Origin of the sequence: Marinomonas primoryensis (genome assembly GCF_013372285.1) — a bacterium.
GTDB lineage: Bacteria > Pseudomonadota > Gammaproteobacteria > Pseudomonadales > Marinomonadaceae > Marinomonas > Marinomonas primoryensis.
Window position 1 is genome coordinate 215,519 of record NZ_CP054301.1, and the last position, 22,366, is coordinate 237,884.

Annotated in this window: 23 protein-coding genes; 11 read left to right on the forward strand and 12 right to left on the reverse strand. The window is 46.0% G+C overall.

Annotation, left to right across the window (positions count from 1 at the left end):
- Positions 1 to 65: 65 nt before the first annotated feature.
- Positions 66 to 2,801 carry a DNA polymerase I gene (polA, locus tag MP3633_RS00955; protein WP_176336681.1) on the reverse strand — a complete coding sequence of 912 codons (2,736 nt, stop codon included), beginning with the start codon at positions 2,799 to 2,801 and terminating at the stop codon, positions 66 to 68.
- A 111-nt stretch (positions 2,802 to 2,912) separates the two neighbouring features.
- A complete protein-coding gene (locus tag MP3633_RS00960) occupies positions 2,913 to 4,010 on the reverse strand; it encodes a GGDEF domain-containing protein (protein WP_176334103.1) in 1,098 nt (365 codons plus the stop codon).
- Positions 4,011 to 4,255: 245 nt separating this feature from the next.
- Here MP3633_RS00960 and MP3633_RS00965 point away from each other — a divergent pair, with 245 nt between their 5' ends.
- The 9 genes from MP3633_RS00965 to MP3633_RS01005 all read left to right on the forward strand — a co-directional run bounded on the left by MP3633_RS00965 (position 4,256) and on the right by MP3633_RS01005 (position 12,134).
- Positions 4,256 to 5,209 carry a homoserine kinase gene (locus MP3633_RS00965; protein WP_176334104.1) on the forward strand — a complete coding sequence of 318 codons (954 nt, stop codon included), beginning with the start codon at positions 4,256 to 4,258 and terminating at the stop codon, positions 5,207 to 5,209.
- A 4-nt stretch (positions 5,210 to 5,213) separates the two neighbouring features.
- On the forward strand, positions 5,214 to 5,795 hold the full coding sequence (locus MP3633_RS00970) for a DUF1007 family protein (protein WP_176334105.1): 582 nt from the start codon (positions 5,214 to 5,216) through the stop codon (positions 5,793 to 5,795).
- Positions 5,796 to 5,843: 48 nt separating this feature from the next.
- Entirely contained in the window at positions 5,844 to 6,479 is a 636-nt protein-coding gene (locus MP3633_RS00975; RefSeq protein ID WP_112135669.1) for a LysE family translocator, read from the forward strand.
- A gap of 35 nt (positions 6,480 to 6,514) precedes the next feature.
- Positions 6,515 to 7,126: a MarC family protein gene (locus MP3633_RS00980; protein ID WP_112135668.1), complete on the forward strand. Its 612-nt coding sequence runs from the start codon at positions 6,515 to 6,517 to the stop codon at positions 7,124 to 7,126.
- Positions 7,127 to 7,256: 130 nt separating this feature from the next.
- Positions 7,257 to 8,222 (forward strand): nickel/cobalt transporter, encoded by a 966-nt coding sequence (locus tag MP3633_RS00985; protein WP_176334106.1) that lies wholly within the window; start codon positions 7,257 to 7,259, stop codon positions 8,220 to 8,222.
- Positions 8,222 to 8,728 carry a Fur family transcriptional regulator gene (locus MP3633_RS00990; RefSeq protein ID WP_112135664.1) on the forward strand — a complete coding sequence of 169 codons (507 nt, stop codon included), beginning with the start codon at positions 8,222 to 8,224 and terminating at the stop codon, positions 8,726 to 8,728. Before MP3633_RS00985 ends, MP3633_RS00990 begins: the two co-directional genes overlap by 1 nt.
- Positions 8,725 to 9,504 (forward strand): zinc ABC transporter ATP-binding protein ZnuC, encoded by a 780-nt coding sequence (znuC, locus tag MP3633_RS00995; protein ID WP_112135662.1) that lies wholly within the window; start codon positions 8,725 to 8,727, stop codon positions 9,502 to 9,504. Before MP3633_RS00990 ends, znuC begins: the two co-directional genes overlap by 4 nt.
- Positions 9,505 to 9,542: 38 nt before the next feature.
- Positions 9,543 to 10,334, forward strand: a complete 792-nt coding sequence (gene znuB / locus MP3633_RS01000; protein WP_112135660.1) for a zinc ABC transporter permease subunit ZnuB — start codon at positions 9,543 to 9,545, stop codon at positions 10,332 to 10,334.
- Positions 10,335 to 10,502: 168 nt separating this feature from the next.
- Positions 10,503 to 12,134 (forward strand): methyl-accepting chemotaxis protein, encoded by a 1,632-nt coding sequence (locus MP3633_RS01005; RefSeq protein WP_176334107.1) that lies wholly within the window; start codon positions 10,503 to 10,505, stop codon positions 12,132 to 12,134.
- Between the two features lie 47 nt (positions 12,135 to 12,181).
- On the opposite strand, the gene MP3633_RS01010 is transcribed toward MP3633_RS01005, so the two are convergent.
- The 7 genes from MP3633_RS01010 to MP3633_RS01040 form a co-directional block, all read right to left on the reverse strand.
- A complete protein-coding gene (locus MP3633_RS01010) occupies positions 12,182 to 12,652 on the reverse strand; it encodes a DoxX family protein (RefSeq protein WP_176334108.1) in 471 nt (156 codons plus the stop codon).
- A 23-nt stretch (positions 12,653 to 12,675) separates the two neighbouring features.
- Complete coding sequence (locus MP3633_RS01015) at positions 12,676 to 13,419, reverse strand: HvfC/BufC N-terminal domain-containing protein (protein WP_176334109.1); 744 nt, start codon at positions 13,417 to 13,419, stop codon at positions 12,676 to 12,678.
- The gene (gene bufB / locus MP3633_RS01020; protein WP_176334110.1) at positions 13,403 to 14,329 is read right to left on the reverse strand and encodes an MNIO family bufferin maturase; all 927 of its coding nucleotides are present in this window, start codon (positions 14,327 to 14,329) and stop codon (positions 13,403 to 13,405) included. Before bufB ends, MP3633_RS01015 begins: the two co-directional genes overlap by 17 nt.
- A 16-nt stretch (positions 14,330 to 14,345) precedes the next feature.
- On the reverse strand, positions 14,346 to 14,621 hold the full coding sequence (locus MP3633_RS01025) for a BufA1 family periplasmic bufferin-type metallophore (protein ID WP_176334111.1): 276 nt from the start codon (positions 14,619 to 14,621) through the stop codon (positions 14,346 to 14,348).
- A gap of 98 nt (positions 14,622 to 14,719) precedes the next feature.
- Positions 14,720 to 14,911, reverse strand: a complete 192-nt coding sequence (locus tag MP3633_RS01030; RefSeq protein WP_112135649.1) for a zf-HC2 domain-containing protein — start codon at positions 14,909 to 14,911, stop codon at positions 14,720 to 14,722.
- Position 14,912: 1 nt separating this feature from the next.
- A complete protein-coding gene (locus MP3633_RS01035) occupies positions 14,913 to 15,542 on the reverse strand; it encodes an RNA polymerase factor sigma-70 (protein WP_176334112.1) in 630 nt (209 codons plus the stop codon).
- A gap of 84 nt (positions 15,543 to 15,626) precedes the next feature.
- A complete protein-coding gene (locus MP3633_RS01040; RefSeq protein WP_176334113.1) occupies positions 15,627 to 16,184 on the reverse strand; it encodes a gamma carbonic anhydrase family protein in 558 nt (185 codons plus the stop codon).
- A gap of 210 nt (positions 16,185 to 16,394) precedes the next feature.
- Here MP3633_RS01040 and prlC point away from each other — a divergent pair, with 210 nt between their 5' ends.
- The gene (gene prlC, locus MP3633_RS01045) at positions 16,395 to 18,425 is read left to right on the forward strand and encodes an oligopeptidase A (protein ID WP_176334114.1); all 2,031 of its coding nucleotides are present in this window, start codon (positions 16,395 to 16,397) and stop codon (positions 18,423 to 18,425) included.
- Between the two features lie 21 nt (positions 18,426 to 18,446).
- Complete coding sequence (locus MP3633_RS01050; protein ID WP_176334115.1) at positions 18,447 to 18,707, forward strand: YheV family putative zinc ribbon protein; 261 nt, start codon at positions 18,447 to 18,449, stop codon at positions 18,705 to 18,707.
- Between the two features lie 107 nt (positions 18,708 to 18,814).
- Here MP3633_RS01050 and MP3633_RS01055 read toward each other — a convergent pair whose 3' ends face one another.
- The 3 genes from MP3633_RS01055 to MP3633_RS01065 form a co-directional block, all read right to left on the reverse strand.
- Positions 18,815 to 20,719 (reverse strand): alpha-amylase family protein, encoded by a 1,905-nt coding sequence (locus MP3633_RS01055; RefSeq protein WP_176334116.1) that lies wholly within the window; start codon positions 20,717 to 20,719, stop codon positions 18,815 to 18,817.
- 218 nt (positions 20,720 to 20,937) lie between these two features.
- Entirely contained in the window at positions 20,938 to 21,477 is a 540-nt protein-coding gene (locus tag MP3633_RS01060) for a DUF3750 domain-containing protein (RefSeq protein ID WP_176334117.1), read from the reverse strand.
- A gap of 113 nt (positions 21,478 to 21,590) precedes the next feature.
- Positions 21,591 to 22,229: an NAD(P)H-dependent oxidoreductase gene (locus MP3633_RS01065; protein WP_176334118.1), complete on the reverse strand. Its 639-nt coding sequence runs from the start codon at positions 22,227 to 22,229 to the stop codon at positions 21,591 to 21,593.
- Between the last annotated feature and the right edge of the window lie 137 nt (positions 22,230 to 22,366).

Sequence of the window (22,366 nt, forward strand, 5' to 3'; positions counted from 1 at the left end):
TTTACTCTCTTTGATGGTAAAAGGGATCTGACCCCTTTTAGGATAGTCTTTTAGATCCGAGGCGCTTAATGCGCCTCGTCCCAGTTGTCTCCAACTCCCGCTTCTACCAATAAAGGTACGTCGATTTTGCTGCTGTTTTCCATGATGTCGACAATTTTTGCTTGGGCTTTTTCTAGGTCTTTTTCGGCGACTTCGAAGATGAGTTCATCGTGTACTTGCATGATCATTTTCACGTCTAGGTCGGTGTCTGCTAGCCAGTCGTGCATCTTGATCATGGCGCGTTTGATGATGTCGGCGGCGGAGCCTTGCATCGGGGCGTTGATCGCGGTGCGTTCGGCGGCTTGGCGCATCATGGCGTTTTTCGCTTTGATGTCTGGCAAGTACAAACGGCGGCCGTAGATGGTCTCTACATAGCCTTTTTCTTTCGCGCCTTCGCGGGTGTTTTCCATGTATTGCTGCACACCTGGGTAACGCTCGAAGTAGCGTTTGATGTATTTGCCTGCTTCTGGGCGACCAATGCCAAGCTGTTTCGCTAGACCAAAGGCAGACATGCCGTAGATCAAGCCGAAGTTGATGGCTTTGGCGCGGCGGCGTTGTTCTGTGGTAACTTCTTCTAAGCTCACTTCGAAGACTTCCGCTGCGGTGGCTTTATGCACGTCGGCGTCTTTTGTGAAAGCGTCTAATAAGCCCGGATCTTGGGACAGGTGAGCCATGATGCGCAATTCGACTTGCGAGTAGTCGGCAGCCACTAGCTTGTAGCCAGTTGGCGCGATAAAAGCTTGGCGAATACGACGACCTTCGGCAGAACGAATTGGGATGTTCTGTAAGTTTGGATCAGTCGATGACAAACGGCCCGTGGCGGTAATCGCTTGATGGTACGACGTATGAATACGACCGGTTTTCTGGATCATTTCTGGCAGTTTGTCTGTGTAGGTGGATTTCAATTTAGACAGCGTGCGGTGTTCCATGATTAAACGCGGTAGTTCGTGCTCCAATGCCAGTTCTTGCAAAATGGGCTCGGCGGTAGATGGCTGGCCTTTTGGCGTTTTCTTGATGATCGGCAAGCCTTGTTTTTCGAACAAGATGACTTGCAGTTGCTTTGGTGAACTTAAGTTGAAGCTTTCACCCGCTTGTTCGTGAGCTTTGATTTCCAGTTCTTGTAGCTTCGCGCCAATCTCGGTGCTTTGGATATGCAGCAATTCTGGGTCGATCAAAGCGCCAGTTTGTTCCATTTTCGCCAAGACGGGAATAAGTGGGCATTCGATGTCTTTAAAAATGCTGACCAGTTCCGGTGTTTTTTCGACTTGTGGCCAAATCGCTTGATGAAGGCGCAAGGTGATGTCGGCGTCTTCCGCGGCGTAAAAGGCCGCTTGTTCTAGGTCAATTTCGTTGAAGGTCTTTTGCTTTTTGCCTTTGCCCGCGAGTTCTTCAAAGCTCACACAAGTGTGTCCGAGGAACTTTTTCGCCAGTGTGTCCATGTCATGACGAGAGCTGACCGAGTTGTACACGTAAGATTCCAACATTGTGTCGTACGCGATGCCACGCAAGGTGATGTCGTAGTTGTTCAGTACGTTGGCGTCGTATTTCAGGTGTTGGCCGACTTTGGCTTTGCTGTCGTCTTCAAGCCAAGGTTTGAGCTGTTCGAGTACCCAAGCGCGATCAAGTTGTTCTGGTGCGCCTTCGTAGTCGTGGGCAAATGGCACGTAAGCTGCTACGCCTGCTTCTACCGAGAAAGACACGCCGACCAATTCTGCTGCCATGTAGTTTAGGCTGGTGGTTTCCGTGTCGAAGGCCGTCAGTTCGGCCGTTTGAATAGTGGTTAGCCACTTATTGAAAGAGGCTTTGTCGAGTACGGTTTCGTAGTTTGCTTCGATGTTGGACGCCGTTGGTACGGCGGCTTGGCCTTCCGTGTTAACGGTATCGCTGGCGGTTTCCACGCTCGGCGCTTTGTCTAGATCTGTCAGCCACGTTTTGAATTCCAGCTTGGCAAACCATTCTTTTAAGACGTCTTTGTTGGCTTCGTTGTTTTTCAATTCGAGGGAATTAAACGGCAGTTCTACGTCGCATTTGATGGTCGCCAAGGTGTAAGACAGCTCGGCCATTTCTTTGTTGTCTTCCATTTTTTGTTTCATGGTTTTCGAACCACGAAAGCCCAAGGCGGCGATTTCGTCTAAGCGTGTGTAAATGTCTTTGATGCTGCCCAAACCTTGTAACAAGGCAAGCGCGGTTTTTTCGCCCACACCCGGTACGCCAGGAATGTTGTCGACTTTGTCGCCCATGAGTGCGAGATAATCGATGATGAGTTCGGGCGGAATGCCAAATTTGTCCTTCACGCCTTGGATGTCCATGACTGTGTTGTTCATGGTGTTCACTAAGGTGACTTTGTCGGTGACCAACTGCGCCATGTCTTTATCGCCAGTGGAAACGACGACTTCACGGCCGGCTTCGCCCACTTGTTTGGCGATGGTGCCGATCACGTCGTCGGCTTCTACGCCATCGATGATCACCAGCGGCAAGCCCATGGCTTCGACCATGCGATGAATGGGCTCGATTTGTGGTCGAAGATCATCCGGCATTGGCGGACGGTGTGCTTTGTATTCGCTGTAGATCTCGTCGCGGAAGGTTTTGCCCTTGGCGTCAAAGATGATCACCATCGGAGAATCTGGGTAAGTTTTGATTAGGCTGCGGATCATGCTGATCACACCGCGCGTGGCGTTGGTAGGGTGGCCGTCGCTGGTGTGCATCGGTGGAATCGCGTGAAAAGCTCGGTAAAGGTAAGACGAACCGTCTACCAAGACCATTGGGGATGTTTGTGTTGTTGAATCCGTAGCCAAAATAAGACCTCTTTATTGATCGGCAAATATGAGGTCTATTCTATGTGTTTGTGATGTGTTTTGCAGTCTAAAGCCGAATTAATCGACGTTGTTTTGCGGTTTTTCTAGGGTGTCGCGGTATAAGGCAACTTGGTCGCGACCATTGTCTTTACCGAAATAGACGGCTTTGTCGGCTTCTTCTACCATGGTAGAAAAGTGTTTGATCTCATTAATGGACGATACCCCAATGCTGGCCGTCACTTTACCAACGTCTTTGTAAGGCAACCGGTTAATGGCGCTTCTGAATAACTCGGCAAGAACCTTGGTTTTATTGGCTTTAGGGTTGAGTATGACAATTAGAAATTCTTCGCCACCCCATCTGGCTAATCCATATTTGCCTTGATAAACAGTACGTAAACGAGAGGCGAATTCGATCAAGACTCTGTCGCCAATCGAGTGTCCAAAGCGATCATTAACCGCTTTGAAGTGATCAATGTCCATCAGTAATACACACGCTTTCGTGCTTGGATTGACGTTGTTTAGCCAGCCTTCTAAGCCTCGACGATTGTACACATCGGTTAAAAAGTCTCGTTCGGCGGCTTGTTGAGAGTGCTGTAAATCAAAAACGATTTTGTTCATGTGACTATTGATGCCACGCTGGTAAGGGACGATCAGCAAAATCAACAGACTGGCCGGACCAAAGAGAAAAAGTAGATCGTATCCTCTGGGTGTTTGAAGCTCTTCTTGGTGAGTCAATAAAAACAGAAGCACGGGAAAGGCGTTTAAAATCCAAGTGATGACCGCCAGTTTGTTGTATTTTTCAGGCAGCATCAGCATCATCAAGGTGGTGGTTAAAATGATCATTCCTGAAAACGGCGGAAAGGTGTCTACAAAGCGCCAATCCCCTTGCCAAGCGCTAATAGTGAAGTACAAGGTGTTTGGCACCGTGGTAAAAAGTATGACGGCGCCATAGGCATTGATGACACGGTGGACTCTTCTGATAGGATTTTTATATAAGTAAATGAGCAGCGTAAAATGCAGAAAGAAAATAATACCGGGCTGAAAGGCATGGATAGTAAAAGGAGTCGAATAGATATTGAATAAAACGGTATAAATAATACTGCTTAACAGAGTGACGATGAGTAGTCGATACGTTGCGGGAATCAGTATGTTTTTTTGATCGTTTCTGTCGTCCATTAAGGCCCCATGTGGTCTGATTTATTGCTCTTCTGCACAAAGTATACACATTTCATTTTCAAACTCTGTTGTCACTTTGTTAAGAAATGTCCCTATGGATGGGGCTGATAGAACGAAAGTAGGGAACAAATATAAGGAATAAGCGACGGATTTAGACAGAACGAATTGACCTTTCATTGCTTATTGTGGAGCATAGGCGCTTTCTTACTCGCGTCCTCTTTTTGATAATAAATAGGTAGTACAACTTGGCTGTTTACACATCCCTTTCTGATTCTGACATGCGGGCCTTGGTGGCCGATTATTATTTAGGTGAACTGGTGTCTTTTCAGGGCATTTCCGGTGGCGTAGAAAACACCAACTACTTTTTGATTACCACCACGGGGAAGTACGTGGTGACGCTGTTTGAAGAGTTTGATCTAGATGAAGTGCCGTACTTTTTGGATGTGGTCGCGCATTTGAAACACAAAGGTTTTAATGTGCCTGCCGCGTTGATCGATATTCATGGCGAGCGACTACGTGAAGTGAATGCCCGTCCAGCGATTATTGTGGATTGTTTTCCAGGCAGTGAGTTAAAGCAGACCGATGTGACTTCGTGCCGATTGATGGGCGAAGCCTTGGCCAAATTACACATTGCTGGTGAAGATTTCCCTGAACACCGCGATAGTCACCGTGGTGTGGCATGGTGGCATAAAACGAGCAACGCGATTGAAGTAGAATTAGAACCACAGCAAGCGCAATTGCTTATGTCACAAATCGCAGAATTTGATGCATTTATGGCGGAACACAAAGACCTTCCAAAAACCACGATTCATGGGGATTTATTCTTCAACAACACCTTGTTTGAAGGCGACAAACTGTCAGCCATTATCGATTTTTACAACGCTTGCCATTCTTGGGCGATGTACGATTTAGCCATTGTGGTGAACGACTGGTGTTCTGATATGACAACGGGCGAATTGGACATGACCAAGTACCGCGCCTTGTTAAAAACCTATTTGCATGAACGCGATGTTAGCGCCGAAGAAATCCTTGCTTGGCCTTACATGTTGCGGATTGCGGCATTGCGATTTTGGTTGTCGCGTTTGGAAGCGTGGCATGGTGCTAAGCACGATCCGGTTCGATTGGCGCAGCAACATGACCCGCTTGAGTTTCAACGTATTTTAGAAGCGCGTGTTCGTTACGTGCCTGCATTGGTGTAACCCTATGACTCGTTTTTGGCTTGGTTTGTTTGTCAGCACTGTGTTGACCAGTATGTTGTTTGTAAATCAGGCGATGGCGCACCCACATGTTTGGGTCGACTCACAATATGACGTCACCGTAGAACGAGCACAAATAGACCATCTTGAAGCGAAGTGGGGTTTGGATCTTTTTACCTCGACGAGCCTCATTGCTGAATACGATATTGACGCAGACGGCGCGTTCACGGGACAAGAAAAGCTCGACATGATCGAAGTGTTGACGAGTTTTGATAAGTACGGTTATTTTATCAAGATGAAGCAAGATGGCGTGGACATGACGCCAAAAGACGTGCGCATCTTGGATGTGAGTATTCGAGATATGATGTTGTGGGTTCGCTTGGGTATTGATTTACCTTCCTCCGTAAACCTTGAAACTACGACGCTAAGCTTGGCGTTTGGTGATGATGAACTGTACTTCGCCATGGAGCCGTTGGAAGAAGGGTTAGTGCGTTTGTCTGGCGCTTTATCTGAGGCTTGTACGCCGGTGGAACGTGAAGCGACTGAAACGTCAGTGGCATTTTGGGTGGATTTGACCTGTCGGTCTTAGTTTCTTGTTTGAGTCTTTTTTTGCGTTTCTTTTCAAGGTAGAAAATACATGTTAGAGCATTTCCAATGGTTGCCCTTTTTAGCTGCGATTACTATTCTTACGATGAGCCCTGGGGTTGATACGATTATTGTGATGCGAAATGCCGCGTCTGGTGGTTGGCGTTTAGGATTTTTGACCAGCTTGGGCATTTGCATGGGGTTGTTCGCTCATGCGACGGTGTCAGCGTTAGGGCTGTCGGTTATTTTGCTCGGTTCAGCCGGATTGTTTACGGCGTTCAAGCTGGTTGGCGCGGCGTACCTTGTGTATTTGGGTGTGCAGGCGATTCGAAGTGCGTTGAAACCCGTTGGCATGACGTTTAAGGACGTCAGCACGACCAAAACCTTAACCGCTTGGGGCAGTTTTCGTCAGGGGCTTTTGTCGAATGTACTGAATCCGAAACCGATTATTTTCTACATGGCATTTTTGCCACAGTTTATTGATCCGAGTCATTCCGCCTTGGTTCAGTCACTCTTTATGGCCTCTCTTCACTTTATCATCGCGATGGTGTGGCAAACGTTTCTTGCGCTTATGGTTCATAAGGCGCGAGTTTGGCTGGCGCGACCAAAAGTGGCGCAGGTCTTGGATAGCTTAACGGGCATATTGCTGGTGGGCTTTGGTATAAAACTCGCATTGAGTCAACGCTGATCGCGTTGCCGGATGCTTTTTGGATAATTCTCTAAATGAGCTTATTGATCTCGACTTGGATTAAGTTTTTCTTTTTGTTCGCACCGTTTTTTGTGTTGTCGATGTTTCTTGCGTTAACACGCGGTGAGTCAGCGGCATCACGCAAGCAGGTCGCCAATAAAGCGATTATCGCGTCGGTGGCGATTGCGATCGTGTTGTTGTTTTTCGGTGGCGCGTTGTTTTCGGTGTTGGGTATTACGCTGGATTCTTTCCGTATCGGTTCTGGCATTTTGTTGTTTATGTCAGCGTTGAGTTTGGTCAAAGACGGTACGCGCAATCATGCAGTTGGTATGCCGAGCGAAGAACGAGACGACGTGTCGGTTGTGCCATTGGCGGTTCCAACGATTATTGGGCCGGCGACCATAGGTACAATTCTGGTTTACGGTGCTGAATTGCAGGGTTGGGATTTGGTCATCGGTCTTTGCGGCCTGTTATTGGCGCTGGGTACCTTGGCGCTGATTTTGTATTCTGCTTCCTTTATCGAGAAATTGCTGGGCCGCACTGGACTGAATGTGTTGTCTAAAATCACCGGTTTGGTTTTGGCCGCCATGGCCGCACAGATCTTTATGAGTGGCGTGATGGGCTTTTTAAATCCTGTTGTCAGCTAACGTTTGCGCTAGGTTAACTTTGCACTAGTTAAATTGGCACTAAATGCGGCGTTTCAGGGCTTTGGCTTCTCCTTGGGTTTGAAGTGTTATATCATAACAATTTAAACCCACTATCGAGTGAGAGCCAATCATGGCGAAGAACGTCGCTTTTTTCTTTCTATCCTTTCTATTTTTACACTCGCCACTTTATGCCGCGATGGACTTTCCGGTGTATCAAGATTTTATTCAATGGGTCATTTCCCAACAGGCCGGTTTTCATCGTGAATTGGTGACGTTAGTGCGCGCCATCAGTAAAGAAGGCAGCCCTATTTTGTTATGGGGGTTGGTCAGTACTAGCTTTTTTTATGGTGTTTTTCATGCGGCAGGGCCAGGTCATGGTAAAGCGGTCATCTCAGCGTATATGCTAGCGAGCAAAGCGCCGCTGCGCCGCGGAATAAGCTTGGCCTTTTTGTGCGCTGGCGTTCAGGCCGTGATGGCTGTCGCGGTTATTTTGGTGCTTAGCCAAGTGTTTTCCTTAGCGGGCAAAGCCATGCAGATTAGCCGTTTTTTTGAGATTGCGAGCTTTGCTGCGGTGGGTTTGATCGGTGTCTGGATCTTGGTGCGTTTGTTGCGCGGTCAATCAGGTTGCGGACATGACCATTCCAATGATCACCCTGAAAGTCATCATCATGCTCAGGGTCATTCTCATGCTCATGCACACGACCATTCGCACGCACATGACAGTCATGCGTGTTGCTCGTCCCATGAACAAGAAGCGAAAACAGCACGCCGTAGTATTTGGGCGATGGTGGTCGCCGTCGGGATTCGCCCTTGTACAGGGGCGGTGTTGGTGCTGTTGTTCTCATTGAGCGCGGGCATTTTTGTGTGGGGGCTGGTGGCGACGTTCGCGATGGCACTTGGCACTGCCATTACGGTGGCGGCGCTGGCGGGCGTAAGTGTGTTTGTACGAGATACCGGATTAGCGTTAAGCAGCGAACATAAAGTCTGGCGACAAAGAGTGTCGCGGGCCTTTGGCTTTGTGGCGGCTTTCGCTTTGATCATCATCAGTGGTTCCATGATTTGGAGCTATTTAAGCAATGCAGGAAGGGCGTTTTAATGAAACACATAGAGCCACAGGATCATCAAGGTTCTGGTCATAATCACAGCGACTGTATTGATAGCGCACTCGCCACGGCAGAAACCTTGTGTGTGCAACAAGGTCAGCGTTTGACGAAAGTCCGCCGTCGCGCATTGGAGCTGATTTGGGAAAGCCATCGTCCGTTGGGCGCGTATCAGTTATTGGCAAAATTGGCAGAGGAAGGTTTTAACTCTGCGCCACCCACTGTGTATCGTGCGTTGGATTTTTTATTGGCGGCGGGCTTGATTCACAAGGTGGAATCAATGAACGCCTACCTGGGTTGCGCTCATGCTGATAAAGCCCATAAAGGCTATTTTCTGATTTGTGACGATTGTCACAATGTCATGGAGTTTGACTACCAAGATATTCATGCTGCGCTGATTGCCAAAGCCGCTCAGCAAGGCTTTGAGCTGCGCGCAGAAACCATTGAACTAACGGGCTTGTGTGCAAAGTGCAAAGCCAAAGTGGCTGGAGCAAGCGCATGACTAAACAGCTAGTGGCGTTTGATAAAATCGGCATTGCTTTCGATGGCCGCGTGTTGCTCGAAAGTATTGATATGAGCATCAGTGAAGGTGAAATTGTCACTTTGATTGGCCCCAATGGCAGCGGAAAAAGTACGCTAATACGCATCTTACTGGGGTTGCAAGAAGCGACGTCAGGAAAGGTCGTGCGTCACAAAGCGCTGCGTATTGGTTACATGCCGCAAAAGCTTCATATTGATCCGACGTTGCCGCTCACAGTGAAGCATTTCTTGGCGCTGGTGCGTGGTGTCGATAAACATCAAATTCTTCCGACGCTTAAAAAACTGGGCATTGCGCATCTTATTCATTCCCAGGTTCATGTGTTGTCTGGAGGCGAGACACAGCGTGTTTTGTTGGCGCGGGCGTTATTAAATCGACCGAACCTATTGGTATTGGATGAACCGGTGCAGGGCGTGGATGTGAACGGTCAGGTGGAGCTTTATAACCTGATTGAAGGCATTCGAAACGAGCTTGATTGTGGTGTTTTGATGGTGTCGCATGATTTGCATTTGGTGATGGCAAAAACGGACACTGTGGTGTGTATTAATCAACATGTTTGTTGTTCCGGTAGTCCGCAGCACGTGACCGGTCATCCAGCTTATCAAGCTTTGTTTGGCGTGCCTGGCGCGGATGAGTCCATCGCTATTTATGCCCACCAGCATGACCATGTTCATGACGAGCACGGTGGTATTTTATCGGATAGTGACACCCATACTCATACCGATTGTCAGCACCATTAAAATTATTCCGTTTTGCTAAGTTTGGAGTCAGTAATACCATGTTAGATCTTTTACTCAGAGCCTTGTTAGGTGGGTTGGGTGTGGCGGCTGTTGCAGGGCCGTTGGGCGCGTTTGTTGTTTGGCGGCGTATGGCGTATTTCGGTGATACCTTGGCGCATTCGGCGTTGTTGGGCGTCGCGCTGGGCTTTTTATTCGACATCAATTTGAACCTCGCGATTATTGTATTGTGTGTCGGCTTGGCTTTGGTGCTGGTGACATTGCAGAAGAAACACATTATCGCTACGGATACTTTGTTGGGTATTTTGGCGCATTCTGCGTTGTCGCTTGGGTTGGTCGCGGTGAGTTTTCTCGATAATATTCGTATTGATTTGATGGCTTATTTGTTTGGTGATTTACTGGCGATCAACCAAATGGATGTGTATTGGATTTACGCTGGCGGTTTTGCCGTTATTACTTTGTTGATTGTTTTTTGGAAGCCGCTTTTGGCAATGACAGTGAACGAAGAATTGGCAAAAGTAGAAGGCTATCCGGTAGAAGCGATTCGTCTATTACTTATGTTGCTGGTGGCCTTGGTGATCGCGGTGGCGATGAAAATTGTTGGCGTGTTACTGATTACCTCTTTGATGATCATTCCCGCTGCGACGGCGCGAAAACTGTCTAACACGCCAGTGCAGATGGCGTCTTTCGCCAGTTTAATTGGTTGTTTAGCCGTGTGTGGCGGTTTATGGGCATCTTATCGTTGGGACACACCGACGGGGCCAAGCGTGGTGGTATGCGCTGCAATGCTATTTTTAATTGCTTACACGTTACCGTTTAAGCGCAAGCGCTAAACGTCCAGTTCGTAATATAGGATGGAAGCCACTTTGTTTTCTTCGTTTAGAAAGCCAAGTGGCTTTTTATTAGGCTAAAACCTGTAGTCTGTAATAAATAAAGAGGGTATTACGTCTAATATAAGAAGTGTTTGTCTGATCTAAATAATTCATCAAAGAGGTTTGTCCATGCTAGGTTTTACGAGTATTCGAGGTCGTCTTAGGACGAGTTATTTAGTATTGCTGGTAATGTTGGTGCTGGTGATGGTGTTGGCTGCTTCTCGTTTTCAGCTTTTGTCTGGCAACATTCGCGGCATCGTTGATGAAAATGCAGCCTTGGTTGAGCTAACGGGCGAGCTAAATGTTAACGCTGAAAGCTTAGCGAGCCGTTTATTATTACTGTTTGTGCTCGAAGATCGTGATGCTCGTGTTGCGATTTACAAAGAGATCGATGCGCGCAATAAAAACTTGGACGACAATTTAGAAACGATGGCCAGCTTGGTACAAACCGCGAAAGACAAGTCGATCATTGAAGACTTACAAGCACAGCGCAAAGTGTATCAAGGGGCACTGCAATCGACGGTTGAAGCGCTAGAGTTTGGTGAACTGGAAGATGCCAAAAAGCTCATGGCGGGTTCTACTCGCGACGAGTTGCAAATCTTTTTAAAACAAACGCACGCTTTAGCCGAGGATCAACGCAATATGATGCAAGCGCGTCAGCAAGAAGTGTTGACGGCGTCTGAAATGGCAATTTGGTTGATCGTCGGCGTGGGTATTTTGGCCATCTTGATTGGCCTTGTTATGTCCGTGTTGATCACTCGCAGCATTGTTAATCCATTGAATTATGTGATGACGTTGCTGGACAATTTTGCTCGCGGTGATCTTTCGCAAGCCATTATCACCAATCAAAAAGGCGAAATCGGTCAATTGTTGGACAGTGTTAAGCGCATGCGTATCAGTTTGGCTGGGGTGATCGAAAAAATTGATAAAAGCGCCAAAACGGTCGTAGGTGTGGTGGGTGAAATACACACCAGTGTGGAAGGTGTTCAACAAGGCTCTCATACACAATCCGCTATGGCGAGTGACATTCAACGTTCAGTTGGTGAGTTATCCCGCGCGGCCAACGTCATGGCCGAGCATGTTAGTGTGTCTCGAAATCAAGCCGAAGCGGCCCATGATTTAGCGAAGCATGGCAAACAAGTGATCACCTCAGCATCAACAGACATTAATGCCGTGGCTGCTTACATTGAAGAAACGTCTCATGCTGTGGCGAAACTGAATGAAAGTGCGAGTACGGTCACGGATTTTGTAAACAGTATTCGTAATATTGCGGAGCAGACAAATTTATTGGCCCTAAACGCATCCATTGAAGCCGCGCGTGCGGGCGAAAGTGGCCGAGGTTTTGCGGTTGTTGCAGACGAAGTGCGTAACTTAGCAACCAATACCGCTGACGTTACGGCATCCATTGATACTGTCATCACGACGATAGGCAATTTATCGGTACAAATTTCTGACGAGATGGTGGTCGGCCAAGAAAAAATGCGCCAAGGAGTCGCGCAAATTCAAGATGTTATCGCGCCGTTAAGCCAGCTAGAAGCGGATTCTGCTAAGTCACTACATAGCTTAGATGACTTGTCTCAATTGGCTCAGCAGCAAGCTAGAGAGGCCGGTGATATTACGCAACATGTGACTCGTATTGTGGAGGTGACGGCGAGTAATGAAGCGACATCGAAGCGCTTGAGTCAACTCACCGACACCTTATCTGGTGCGGCAGAGCAAACGCAGCAAGCCACCTCTACGTTTACTTTACCAAAGAATTAATGCCAAAAAGTGAATCATTAATAATGACGACTTGAGAGTACCATTGGTTAGCGTTTTGCTAGCCAATGGTCTAAAGAGAAAACTCCCGCTCCTCGATACATTAATAACAAGGCGATGGCCAACCAAGTCGCATGCGTTGGATAAGCATCAGGGTAAACAAACAGTTGAATCACTAGCGTCATCATCGCGATACCAAACCCAGCAAGACGAGTAAAAAGCCCACTTAGAATCAAAATGGGTAAAACATGCTCTGCCAATGTCGCAAGTATCGCCGCCACCATAGGTGGAATCAGCGGTAAATCGTATTCATATTCAAATAAGAAGCCAGTTGATTCGGCCAATCTTGGTAAACCAAGCTCTACTTTCATCGCAATCAAATCGAGAGAGAAGCCTTCTATTTTAGTTTGGCCTGAGCGCCAAAAAACCGCCGCGATGGCAAAACGAGCCACCAGCAAAATCACAGACTCAGGTATTTTTCGAAATATCGCCTCGCTTTTGTTATTGATAAAAGACAGCATGATTCATTCCTTATTTTTAGGTGTTATTTGATTTGAGTTAGCACTTTCCATTCAATCAGTTTCGCCAATGTTTTCCCTAAATCAAACAAATCTGAATCCGGTACGGCGTCTTCGAGCGATCTTTGTTGCATTAGGTTTTTAATAAAAATCGCTTCTTCTTTTTGGATGACATGGAGTTGCGCGTAAAGGTGAGACTTGATTAGCAGTAAGTATTCACTTTTGTTTATATCGACTTTGTTAAGACGTTGGTGCCCATCGCTAAAATGCGCTTGGTACAAAGAGCCAATGGCAAAAGGTGACGCTAAGATTTTTGTGGTTGGTGGAACGTTCAGCAATAAAACACTAGGATCTTCTACCGATGAGAACGCAGTAGAAACGGCGTCATGGTCAAGGGTTTTGTATTCTTCACTGTGAGTGAGCGTTAACATTTCATGTTCGAGTGCGGCGACATCGGCCAGAAAAGGAAGGTTTTCTGCTGGTGCGAAAGTGCGGATAAAATCTGAAAAGTTCACACCATATTCGCTGATAATGGGTGAACTAGGTTGGTTTTCTAACAAATATATTCGCGCCATCGCGCGGAAAAAAACGTCCCCCACAAGCGTTTCCGTCACAGGAAAAATATCACATAAAGCGTCAATCAATGAGACCACCACGTTATTGCGGTAAACGTTTAGCCTGACTTCTTGTTGTTGTATGTTTGGGGCTTTGATCTCGTTATAAAAGCGAGTGTCCTCCGTGAGTAAGGCGGTTTTAAATGACGTGTTCACGGCGTATCTCCAATGGTGGGATAGACTCTCGTATGCGGTTTGCCATGTTCGCTTCTTCAAGCAATATCGACATAGGCGGCAGGTTACCATCGCGTTCAATCAGTGTAGGGCAATCACCAGTCAATGCTAAGGTATATTGGTAAAGAGACCAAACGTCTTGCGATACGGGTTCGTCATGACTGTCTATTTTTAATGGAACAACGAGGTTACTGTCTGTGGTGTGACCGGCTAAATGCATTTGTCCCACAGCACGAACAGGAAACGCGTCCATATAATGGTAAGGGTTTTGACCGTGATTAAAACAAGACACTTCCACGTTGTTAATGTCTAAAAGTAAGCCGCAGCCAGTGCGCTTACTCATCTCCGTCAGAAAGGCGATTTCGCTCATTTCGCTACGGTTAAACTCAAAATAGGTCGATGGATTTTCGATTAATACTTGGCGTTTTAGGCGTGCCTGTATTTGGTCAATATGCTCACACACTCTGCGTAATGTTGCCTCATCATAGGCAACAGGCAGTAAATCGTTTAAAAAGGCGTTGTCGTGCGAAGACCAAGCTAAATGTTCTGAAAAGACTTCAGGCTCTACCTCATCGACTAATCGCGCAACTCGATCGAGATGTTGCGTATTAATAGGATGTTCGCCGCCGATAGACAATCCGACGCCGTGTATCGTCATTGGATAATGCTGACGAATTAGTGGCAAATAATGACGTGCTGGCCCACCTTTGCTCAAATAGTTTTCGGCGTGAATTTCAAAGAAACCGACGTCAGGTAATTCAGCTAAGATATGTTTGTAGTACGCGGGTTTTAGACTGATACCGGAACGAGAAAGAAAACGCTCCGCAAAGCGCGAAGAAAAGGGAGCATCTTCGGCTTGCGTAAGCGCTTGTTCAGAAAGAACAGGAGACATTTTGTGTATCCGTCTCTTAGAACGCTTTCAGTTGGCCGTGGCCAGTTGAAGACGTTTTAGATTCCATGTCGACACAAGAACCAGCCGGAACCAATTTCCATGCATTTGCTTGGTAGTCAGCTTTAGATGTACCAGCGCAAGAGGTGCCTGGGCCAGCAGCGCAATCGTTTTGTCCAGCAAGTGCTACGCCGTAACATTTTTCTTTGCTTGCGGCTTGTGCAGGAACAGATACCGCAGAGATAGCGACGGCAGTACCAAGTGCAAGTGCTAGTGATGCTGTTTTGTTTTTCATGGGCAGATCCTCATTCGATATAAAGGGAAAGACAGGGAAGTCTTATTGTTACATTACTTTGACGTAGCGAGGTTTGCGTTTATTACAGATGAAACACATTATTTTTCACTCTCGTTTTCGCCTTTTGTATAACGCTTTGAAATAAAACGCAATTCTTGCATTTGCTTACCAAATTGACGACAAGGTAAGCACATAGAAGTGTGTATTCCTAGACTCAGCTTTTCCTTTGTCGAAAGCGGTCGGTCAAGTTTTTCAGAGAGCATTTGGGTCGCTTGTTTGCAGTTCAACATGTTAGGACACCTTAGCTTGATACCAATTGTCTTCTAGACACTCTCGTAAACGTAGTCGAGCACGATACAAGGTGACATTAAGATTGCTAACCGATACTTCTTCGTTATGACAGATTTCTGGTGTTTCCATTTCTAGAAATTCACGCATCATAAAGAATCGGCCATATTTTTCTGGTAACGCATTCAAGCAAGCATCAAACACACGCCAAAAATGGGCATTCTCTACCTCGTGATCTGGTTGATCCCATTTTTGTGGGCGTTCATGCTTTTGCCAGTGACCGTTGTCTTTGAATAATTGGTCCATTAATTCTTCACCGTTTAGGTTTGGACCATCTTCTAACTGACTGACGGCAGTATGGCGCTTTTCTTTACGTAACAAATCAATCACTTTATTTTTCAAGATAGAAAAAACCCACGTTTTAAAGGCTGATTGCCGAGCAAAACGATCAATATGTTGATACGCCGATAACATGGCTTCTTGCACTGCATCTTCTGCTAGTTGGCTATCTCGAACTTGCAATGTTGCAAATTTCAGCATTTGTCTACGCAGTTCTGCTATAAACTCGGCATCATGAAATGCGTTCGTCATTGCTGAATTGTCTATCTCTGGAGATAGGTTCACATTAGTCATTTAAGCCTCGGATCATGTGCAATGGTTAGACGATGTTAGTGCTCGCTTTATTACAAAATAGTCGATTTTTTCGACTTAGCTGTTTTAGTCTTCTTTCTTAGGCAAAAGTTCGGCTTCTGCGAGGTATTCATCTTTCAGCTTGACGTAATTTAGGCCAGCGTATTGAAAGTATTCGATTTCTTTTTCGTTTAACGGACGAACTTTTTTTACTGGCGACCCCATGTACATAAAACCAGATTCTAAACGTTTACCAGGTGGTACTAATGAACCTGCACCGATAATGATTTCGTCTTCAATGACGGCGCCATCTAAAATAGTGGTGCCCATACCTACTAACACTCTACTGCCGACGGTGCAGCCGTGCAGCATTGCCATGTGCCCGACCGTCACATCATCACCAATCGACAAAGGGTAACCTTCAGGCTTGTAAGTGCTGGCGTGAGTGATGTGTAAACAGGAGTTGTCTTGAATGCTGGTGCGAGCGCCAATAGTGATACTGTGCATGTCGCCACGAATGGCGACTAAAGGCCAAACTGAGCTGTCATCACCAATGGTGACATCGCCAATGATAACTGCGCTTTCATCGACCCAAACTCGGTCTCCGAGTTGTGGCATTTTGCCACGGAAAGATTTCATCACCATAAATCCTCTCTATACAGAATGTTTTACGTTATAAATGAAGGAACTATTAATACAATAGCGGTAGACGCATTGAAAAACGACAAAGACCACCTATCTTATTAAGCATAGAGATCATTAGTACATTCTTACTGTGTCGTTTTAAGACGACGGTATGGAAATGCGAAAACGCCGAGTCAAACGGCCTTAAATTTCATAAAAGGATACCACGATATGTCACAGTCTGTATGGGATGCGACCAGCTTGCCAAATTTTACCGGCGTCGATGTTGCGAGCATCGAATCCGACTTGGACGCGCTTCTTGAGATTAACAAAAATGCCATTGATGCTTGTGTGAGTGAAAACGCGAACCCAACGTGGGAAAGCCTTGTTTTACCACTGGATCAATTACACGACGACCTTAATAACTTTTGGTCGCCCATTGGGCATTTAAACTCGGTAAAAGATACGCCAGCGCTTCGAGCGGCTTACAATGCGTGTTTACCAAAATTGACTCAGTTCTATACGGATCTTGGTCAGAACAAAGCGCTTTATCAAGCCTACAAAACATTGGCTGACAGTGAGGTCGCGAAAGACCTAACGCCAGCGCAAACGGAAGCGTTAACTCAAACGATTCGTGACTTTGAATTATCAGGTGTTGGTTTAGAAGGTGGCGCTAAAAAGCGCTACGGCGAAATGAGCCAGCGTTTATCTGAGTTGGGCAGTCAATTTGGTGAAAACGTTTTGGATGCAACACAAGCGTGGAGCAAGTTGATTACAGATGAAAGTGAATTGGCCGGCTTACCAGAGTCTGCGCTTGCTCAAGCCAAACAAATGGCGGACGCTAAATCGCAACAAGGTTGGTTATTTACGTTGGATTTCCCTTCTTACATTCCTGTGATGAATTACGCTGACAATGCGGAACTACGCGAAGAAATGTATCGCGCGTTTGTGACTCGTGCTTCGGATCAGGGCGGTGATATCAAATACAACAACGCGCCGTTGATCGATGAGATTTTGTCATTGCGTCATGAAATGGCACAGATATTGGGATTTGATAATTACGCTGAATTGTCGGTCGCCACCAAAATGGCTGAGAACGGTCAGCAGGTTATCGACTTCTTACAAGACCTTGCAGGGAAGTCAAAAAGCTCGGCAGAACAAGACCTTGCGCAGCTAACGGCTTTCGCAAAAGACGAAAATGGCGTCGAAAAGCTCAATGCTTGGGACATGGTTTACTACGCTGAAAAATTGCGTCAGCATAAGTACAGTATTTCTCAAGAAGAGCTTCGTCCTTACTTTCCAATGAATAAGGTGTTGTCAGGATTGTTTCACGTGGCACAAACTTTGTTCGGTGTGGATATTCGTGAAGAAAAAGAATTTGATAGCTATAACAATGACTTGAAGTTATTTACGATCAGTAAAGACGGCGAAGACATCTCTCGTTTCTATCTAGACCCTTATTCGCGTGAAGCAAAACGTGGTGGCGCGTGGATGGATTCTTGTCGTACACGTCGCCGTTTAAGCGACAATCGCCTACAGCTGCCCATTGCTTATCTTGTGTGTAATTTCACGCCACCAATTGGCGATAAACCCGCTTTGTTAACACATGACGAAGTAACAACCTTGTTCCATGAATTTGGTCACGGTTTGCATCATATGCTGACCCAAGTAGAGGTTTCATCCGTATCAGGTATCAATGGTGTGGCGTGGGACGCGGTTGAATTACCGAGCCAATTCATGGAAAACTGGTGTTATGAGCCAGAAGCCTTAGCGCATATCGCAGGACATTATGAAACCGGTGAGCCTTTACCTCAGGACTTACTAGACAAAATGCTCGCGGCGAAAAATTTCCAATCGGGTATGCAAATGATGCGTCAGCTGGAGATCTCGTTATTTGATTTTCGTCTGCACATGGAATACAAAAAAGGTATCTCTGTTCAATCTGTTATTGACGATGTCCGCAGCAAAGTGGCGGTTACAACACCACCAGAGTTTAACCGTTTCCAAACCAGCTTTTCGCATGTCTTTGCTGGTGGTTATGCCGCGGGCTACTACAGTTATAAATGGGCTGAGGTTTTGTCAGCGGATGCGTTCTCTAAATTCGAGGAAGACGGTATCTTCAATGCGGATACGGGCGCGCACTTCCGTGATACCATATTAGCCAATGGTGGTTCTCGTCCAGCCGCTCAATTGTTCGCTGAATTTCGTGGACGTGAGCCAAGTACGGATGCGTTATTGAGACACAGTGGCATCGCGGCATAGCGTTAAAAGGTAATTGAAATTATGACAGTAAAACGTTTTATCGCGGGGGCCGTGTGCCCACGCTGTAGTGAGATGGATAAGATTCGTGCGTGGCGTGATGATGACGCTGAGAAACAGTTTCGTGAATGCATATCCTGTGGCTATGAAGATGTCCAGTCGACAGTGGTTCAGGCGCAGCCGACTGAAATTGTCACGCGGGTAAACCAACCGCACAGTAGCTCACCCGAAGCAGAAGAAGTTGTGATTAACTTTATTCCAAATCCAGGCATGACAAAGCACTGATCGAAATAGTTTGAATGAAGAAAAACGGATTCACTTTGCAGTGAATCCGTTTTTTATGCTCTTAGTAGATTGTTTTCGACATTAAGGTTTGAGGATAATAGACAAGTCTAACTCTTTGTTAACCAGAGAATATCCAGCGGTTTAATGGAATCGAGAGACGCTAAATCAACCTCGTTTTTGTCTAGCAAGTTGAATACTGAATGTTGCCCGATAACGTTGCTTAGAGACTGACCAAGAGGAACGAGGTGTTCACTCATGTTCGCGATAACCAAAAGGGTTTTATTCCCCGAGGTTCTTTTGAAGGCGAATAGGTGTTCGCAGCCCAATGAAACCAATTCAAACGCTTGCGCAGAAAAAATGGAATTAGCTTTGCGGATTTGAATCATCTCTCGGATCATCTGAGCGATTTTGCCCTGCGGTGTCGCTTTGTCTTGTGCTAAGACGAAATCCTTTTGAATGAGCTTCTTGCGATGCACCCAGCGGCTATCTTCTGCTTTCGTTGGATCCGTTAAATAGTCATCATCGTTGAGCACACCAAGGTCATCTCCTTGATACAATAATGGTATACCGGGCATGGCAAAGTTAATGCCGTTTAATACGCGAATACGCTTGATGGCATGATCGAGTAAAACGGTATCGCCGGCTTTTATCGCGATTTCGACTCCAGCGAGTGACGCTAAAGTGCCACAAACACGACAATCTCCGTTTATTGGGTTTTCCTGAAAAGGCACGCCTGCGGCGAAAGACCCTTCATATTGACCCGTGTAGAACTGATTCAAAAAGCGGCGGTGGCCGATACCGTTAATACCGAGTCGATCTGAAATGGCGTCGTCCCATAACCAGCCAATGTCGTCATGGCAGCGAATGTAGTTAACCCAATTGGTGTGTTCTGGGATTTGAAAGCTGCGTTCGAGTGATTGATACAACAAGTGAGTTTGTCGTGTAGCCAGACTTTCCCACAATAGCGCCATCATTAACGGGTTATACGACAGTGTGCATTCGTCTGCGGCTATGTATTTGTTGACCTCGTCAGGATGAACGATGGCTTCGGATTTAAAAACCACATGAGGTGCGGCAATGTCTAAACAGGTTTTAAAGGCTTTAATCAGGTTGTGTGCTTGAGGAAGATTTTCGCAAACCGTGCCTTTTTCTTTCCATACAAAAGCAAGGGCATCCAGTCTCAATACATCACAACCATTTAGAATTAGGTGTAACATTTCGTCCACCACAGCAACAAAAACCGCAGGGTTTGAATAGTTTAAATCCCACTGGAAAGAGTTAAAGGTAGTCCAAACATGACGGTTTAATTCGGGTAAATGGGTGAAGCTACCGCGACGAACCTGCGGGAAGATCTCGCGTACCGTTTGGTTGTATTCTACGGCGTCCTCTTCGTTTAGTAAGTGGTAATACGCTTGGTACTCTTTATCGCCCGATTTGGCGGCTTCTGCCCAGCGGTGCTCGTCTGATGTATGGTTAAAAACAAAGTCTAAAACCATGCGAATGCCTTTCTTATGCAGCGCAGAAGCGAGGTCTTTCAGGTCTTTATTGCTGCCCAAATTTGGCGAGACGGTACGATAATCTGAAATAGCGTAGCCGCCGTCACTGTTGCCTTCTGGTGCTAAATACAGCGGCATTAAATGCAGATAATTAATTCCTAATGATTCAAAGTAAGGGATTTTATCGATCAAAGACGCTAAATCGTCTGCCAGCAAATCCACATATACCGCGATACCGACGTTTTGATTTGATTCGAACCAAAAGTCGGATTTATCTTTGATTTGGACTGGACGCTTCTTTTTCTGAAAATCCATCAAGGATTGCAGCAATATTTTTAAATGGTAATGCAGATCGTAACAGTGCCCATAGAGCGGAAATAATTGTTCAAAAAGAGACAGGAAGCTCACATCGAACCGTTGCATGAAAATGGATTTTTGTTGAGATGTTAGTGAACTAAAATCCAATTCGGATAGCAGACGTTGTTTGGTTTTTTTCGCTTCGAAATCCATCGCCATTTATTACCTTATTAAGAAGGGCTCGTGAAACGAGTACAAGTTAAGCTATTACTGTCTTGATTAGAGAATTGGTTGGATCATTTATTCTAGCGACAAGATTAGTATGTCTAATATTTCACACATGGCAACGTAGCGTAAGGGCCATGATGGGTCAATATAGCGGCTTTCTAAATACTAACTTAATTTCCGAGGCATAAAATACCTCGGAGCACCAGGCATTAGCCTTTGTCGGCGTAACCGCTGCCAATGGCGTTGAACGGCATATTAAGATCAAGTTCAGGCACTTGCCGTCCTATCCACGTTGGGAAGGTGTTGCTGTTTGGGCCTGGGAATACAGTGTATTCGTTTGCCCAAGGATAGTGTTTTACTGCTTCGCTAATTTTTGGAATGAGAGCGTCGGCATTTGGACCAATGATAGAAAGAATTTTTTCTGGTTTTGCTCCAAACCAATAACGATCGGGTGTGGCTGTTTTGTATTCTGATAATGCAGGCAATCCGCGATTAACTCGCCAGCCAACGACTTCATATACCGTGTATTCAGTTGCGTTTTTTTCTTTTGTGGCAACCCAGGTATGAACCGCAAACCAACCGCGCCAGCTGTAGGCATCTGCAGCATAGAATTCAATGACAGCTTCTTTTTCTGTTTCCGGTGCAGGTGCAATACCCGCAGATTCACGGCTTGCTGTGCGCCAGCTGTCATTTGTTGAACAAGCGCTCAGTAATACGCTAATGAGGAGTAATCCAATGTACTTTATCATCTTGTCGATCCTTTTTTACGCAGGCAAAAATATTTTTCATACGGTATAAGCAAAAAAAACGCCAAAGACGATTGGCGTTTTTTTCATTATTAAAAATAATACGATTGAATGTGTTATTTCATTTCTGTAATGAATTGCGCGGTAGAACGACGTACTTTTTTCATGCCTTTTAGCCAATCGCCTTCTTCGGCACGGTAGCCTAGAGGTAATAGAACAACAGAACGAAGACCTCGTTCTGTGAGTCCTAGAATGTCGTCTACTTTAGCAGGATCAAACCCTTCCATTGGCGTACTGTCAACGCCTTCTTCTGCCGCTGCAATCAATGCTGTACCAAGGCCAATATAAGCTTGACGAGCCGCGTGTTGGTAATTGACTTCTGCATCACGAGGAGGGTAAGCGCCTAATATCATTTGGCGATAGTTTTCCCAGCCTTCGTTTTTGAAGCCTCGCTCGTCATTGACTAGGTCGAACATCTCATTGATGCGATCTTCTGTGTAGTTGTCCCACGCTGCAAAAACCAAAAGGTGAGAGCCATCGGTGATTTGAGCTTGATTCCAAGCATGAGGAACAATCTTTTCACGTAATTCTTTATTGGTTACCACAATCACTTCGTACGGCTGTAAACCGCTTGATGTCGCCGTCAGACGAATGGCTTCTAATATACGATCCACTTTTTCTTGCTCAACCGCTTTGCTTGAATCCATTTTTTTCGTGGCATAACGCCAGTTTAACTTGTCCAACAAATTCGACATTTCAATTCCTTAATAAGGGTTTGTGTATGCAAGAAATATGGGCTTAACGCGGACTAACTTCAAGGGTTGCTTTAAGAACAAAGTGTGGAAGTGGAGCGAAAACTTAAGGTGATATTGGAAGGCCTAGCATTTTACGA

Coding starts and splice junctions, on each gene's coding strand:
- MP3633_RS01060 (WP_176334117.1), bottom strand. CDS start 21,477: ATGATAAAGTACATTGGATTACTCCTCATTAGCGTATTACTGAGCGCT.
- MP3633_RS01010 (WP_176334108.1), bottom strand. CDS start 12,652: ATGCTGTCTTTTATCAATAACAAAAGCGAGGCGATATTTCGAAAAATA.
- MP3633_RS00960 (WP_176334103.1), bottom strand. CDS start 4,010: ATGGACGACAGAAACGATCAAAAAAACATACTGATTCCCGCAACGTAT.
- MP3633_RS01025 (WP_176334111.1), bottom strand. CDS start 14,621: ATGAAAAACAAAACAGCATCACTAGCACTTGCACTTGGTACTGCCGTC.
- MP3633_RS01040 (WP_176334113.1), bottom strand. CDS start 16,184: ATGGTGATGAAATCTTTCCGTGGCAAAATGCCACAACTCGGAGACCGA.
- MP3633_RS01065 (WP_176334118.1), bottom strand. CDS start 22,229: ATGTCGAATTTGTTGGACAAGTTAAACTGGCGTTATGCCACGAAAAAA.
- MP3633_RS00975 (WP_112135669.1), top strand. CDS start 5,844: ATGTTAGAGCATTTCCAATGGTTGCCCTTTTTAGCTGCGATTACTATT.
- MP3633_RS00970 (WP_176334105.1), top strand. CDS start 5,214: ATGACTCGTTTTTGGCTTGGTTTGTTTGTCAGCACTGTGTTGACCAGT.
- znuB (WP_112135660.1), top strand. CDS start 9,543: ATGTTAGATCTTTTACTCAGAGCCTTGTTAGGTGGGTTGGGTGTGGCG.
- MP3633_RS00990 (WP_112135664.1), top strand. CDS start 8,222: ATGAAACACATAGAGCCACAGGATCATCAAGGTTCTGGTCATAATCAC.
- MP3633_RS00980 (WP_112135668.1), top strand. CDS start 6,515: ATGAGCTTATTGATCTCGACTTGGATTAAGTTTTTCTTTTTGTTCGCA.
- MP3633_RS01035 (WP_176334112.1), bottom strand. CDS start 15,542: ATGACTAATGTGAACCTATCTCCAGAGATAGACAATTCAGCAATGACG.
- MP3633_RS00985 (WP_176334106.1), top strand. CDS start 7,257: ATGGCGAAGAACGTCGCTTTTTTCTTTCTATCCTTTCTATTTTTACAC.
- MP3633_RS01055 (WP_176334116.1), bottom strand. CDS start 20,719: ATGGCGATGGATTTCGAAGCGAAAAAAACCAAACAACGTCTGCTATCC.
- bufB (WP_176334110.1), bottom strand. CDS start 14,329: ATGTCTCCTGTTCTTTCTGAACAAGCGCTTACGCAAGCCGAAGATGCT.
- polA (WP_176336681.1), bottom strand. CDS start 2,801: ATGGTCTTGGTAGACGGTTCGTCTTACCTTTACCGAGCTTTTCACGCG.
- MP3633_RS01050 (WP_176334115.1), top strand. CDS start 18,447: ATGACAGTAAAACGTTTTATCGCGGGGGCCGTGTGCCCACGCTGTAGT.
- MP3633_RS01030 (WP_112135649.1), bottom strand. CDS start 14,911: ATGTTGAACTGCAAACAAGCGACCCAAATGCTCTCTGAAAAACTTGAC.
- znuC (WP_112135662.1), top strand. CDS start 8,725: ATGACTAAACAGCTAGTGGCGTTTGATAAAATCGGCATTGCTTTCGAT.
- MP3633_RS01005 (WP_176334107.1), top strand. CDS start 10,503: ATGCTAGGTTTTACGAGTATTCGAGGTCGTCTTAGGACGAGTTATTTA.
- prlC (WP_176334114.1), top strand. CDS start 16,395: ATGTCACAGTCTGTATGGGATGCGACCAGCTTGCCAAATTTTACCGGC.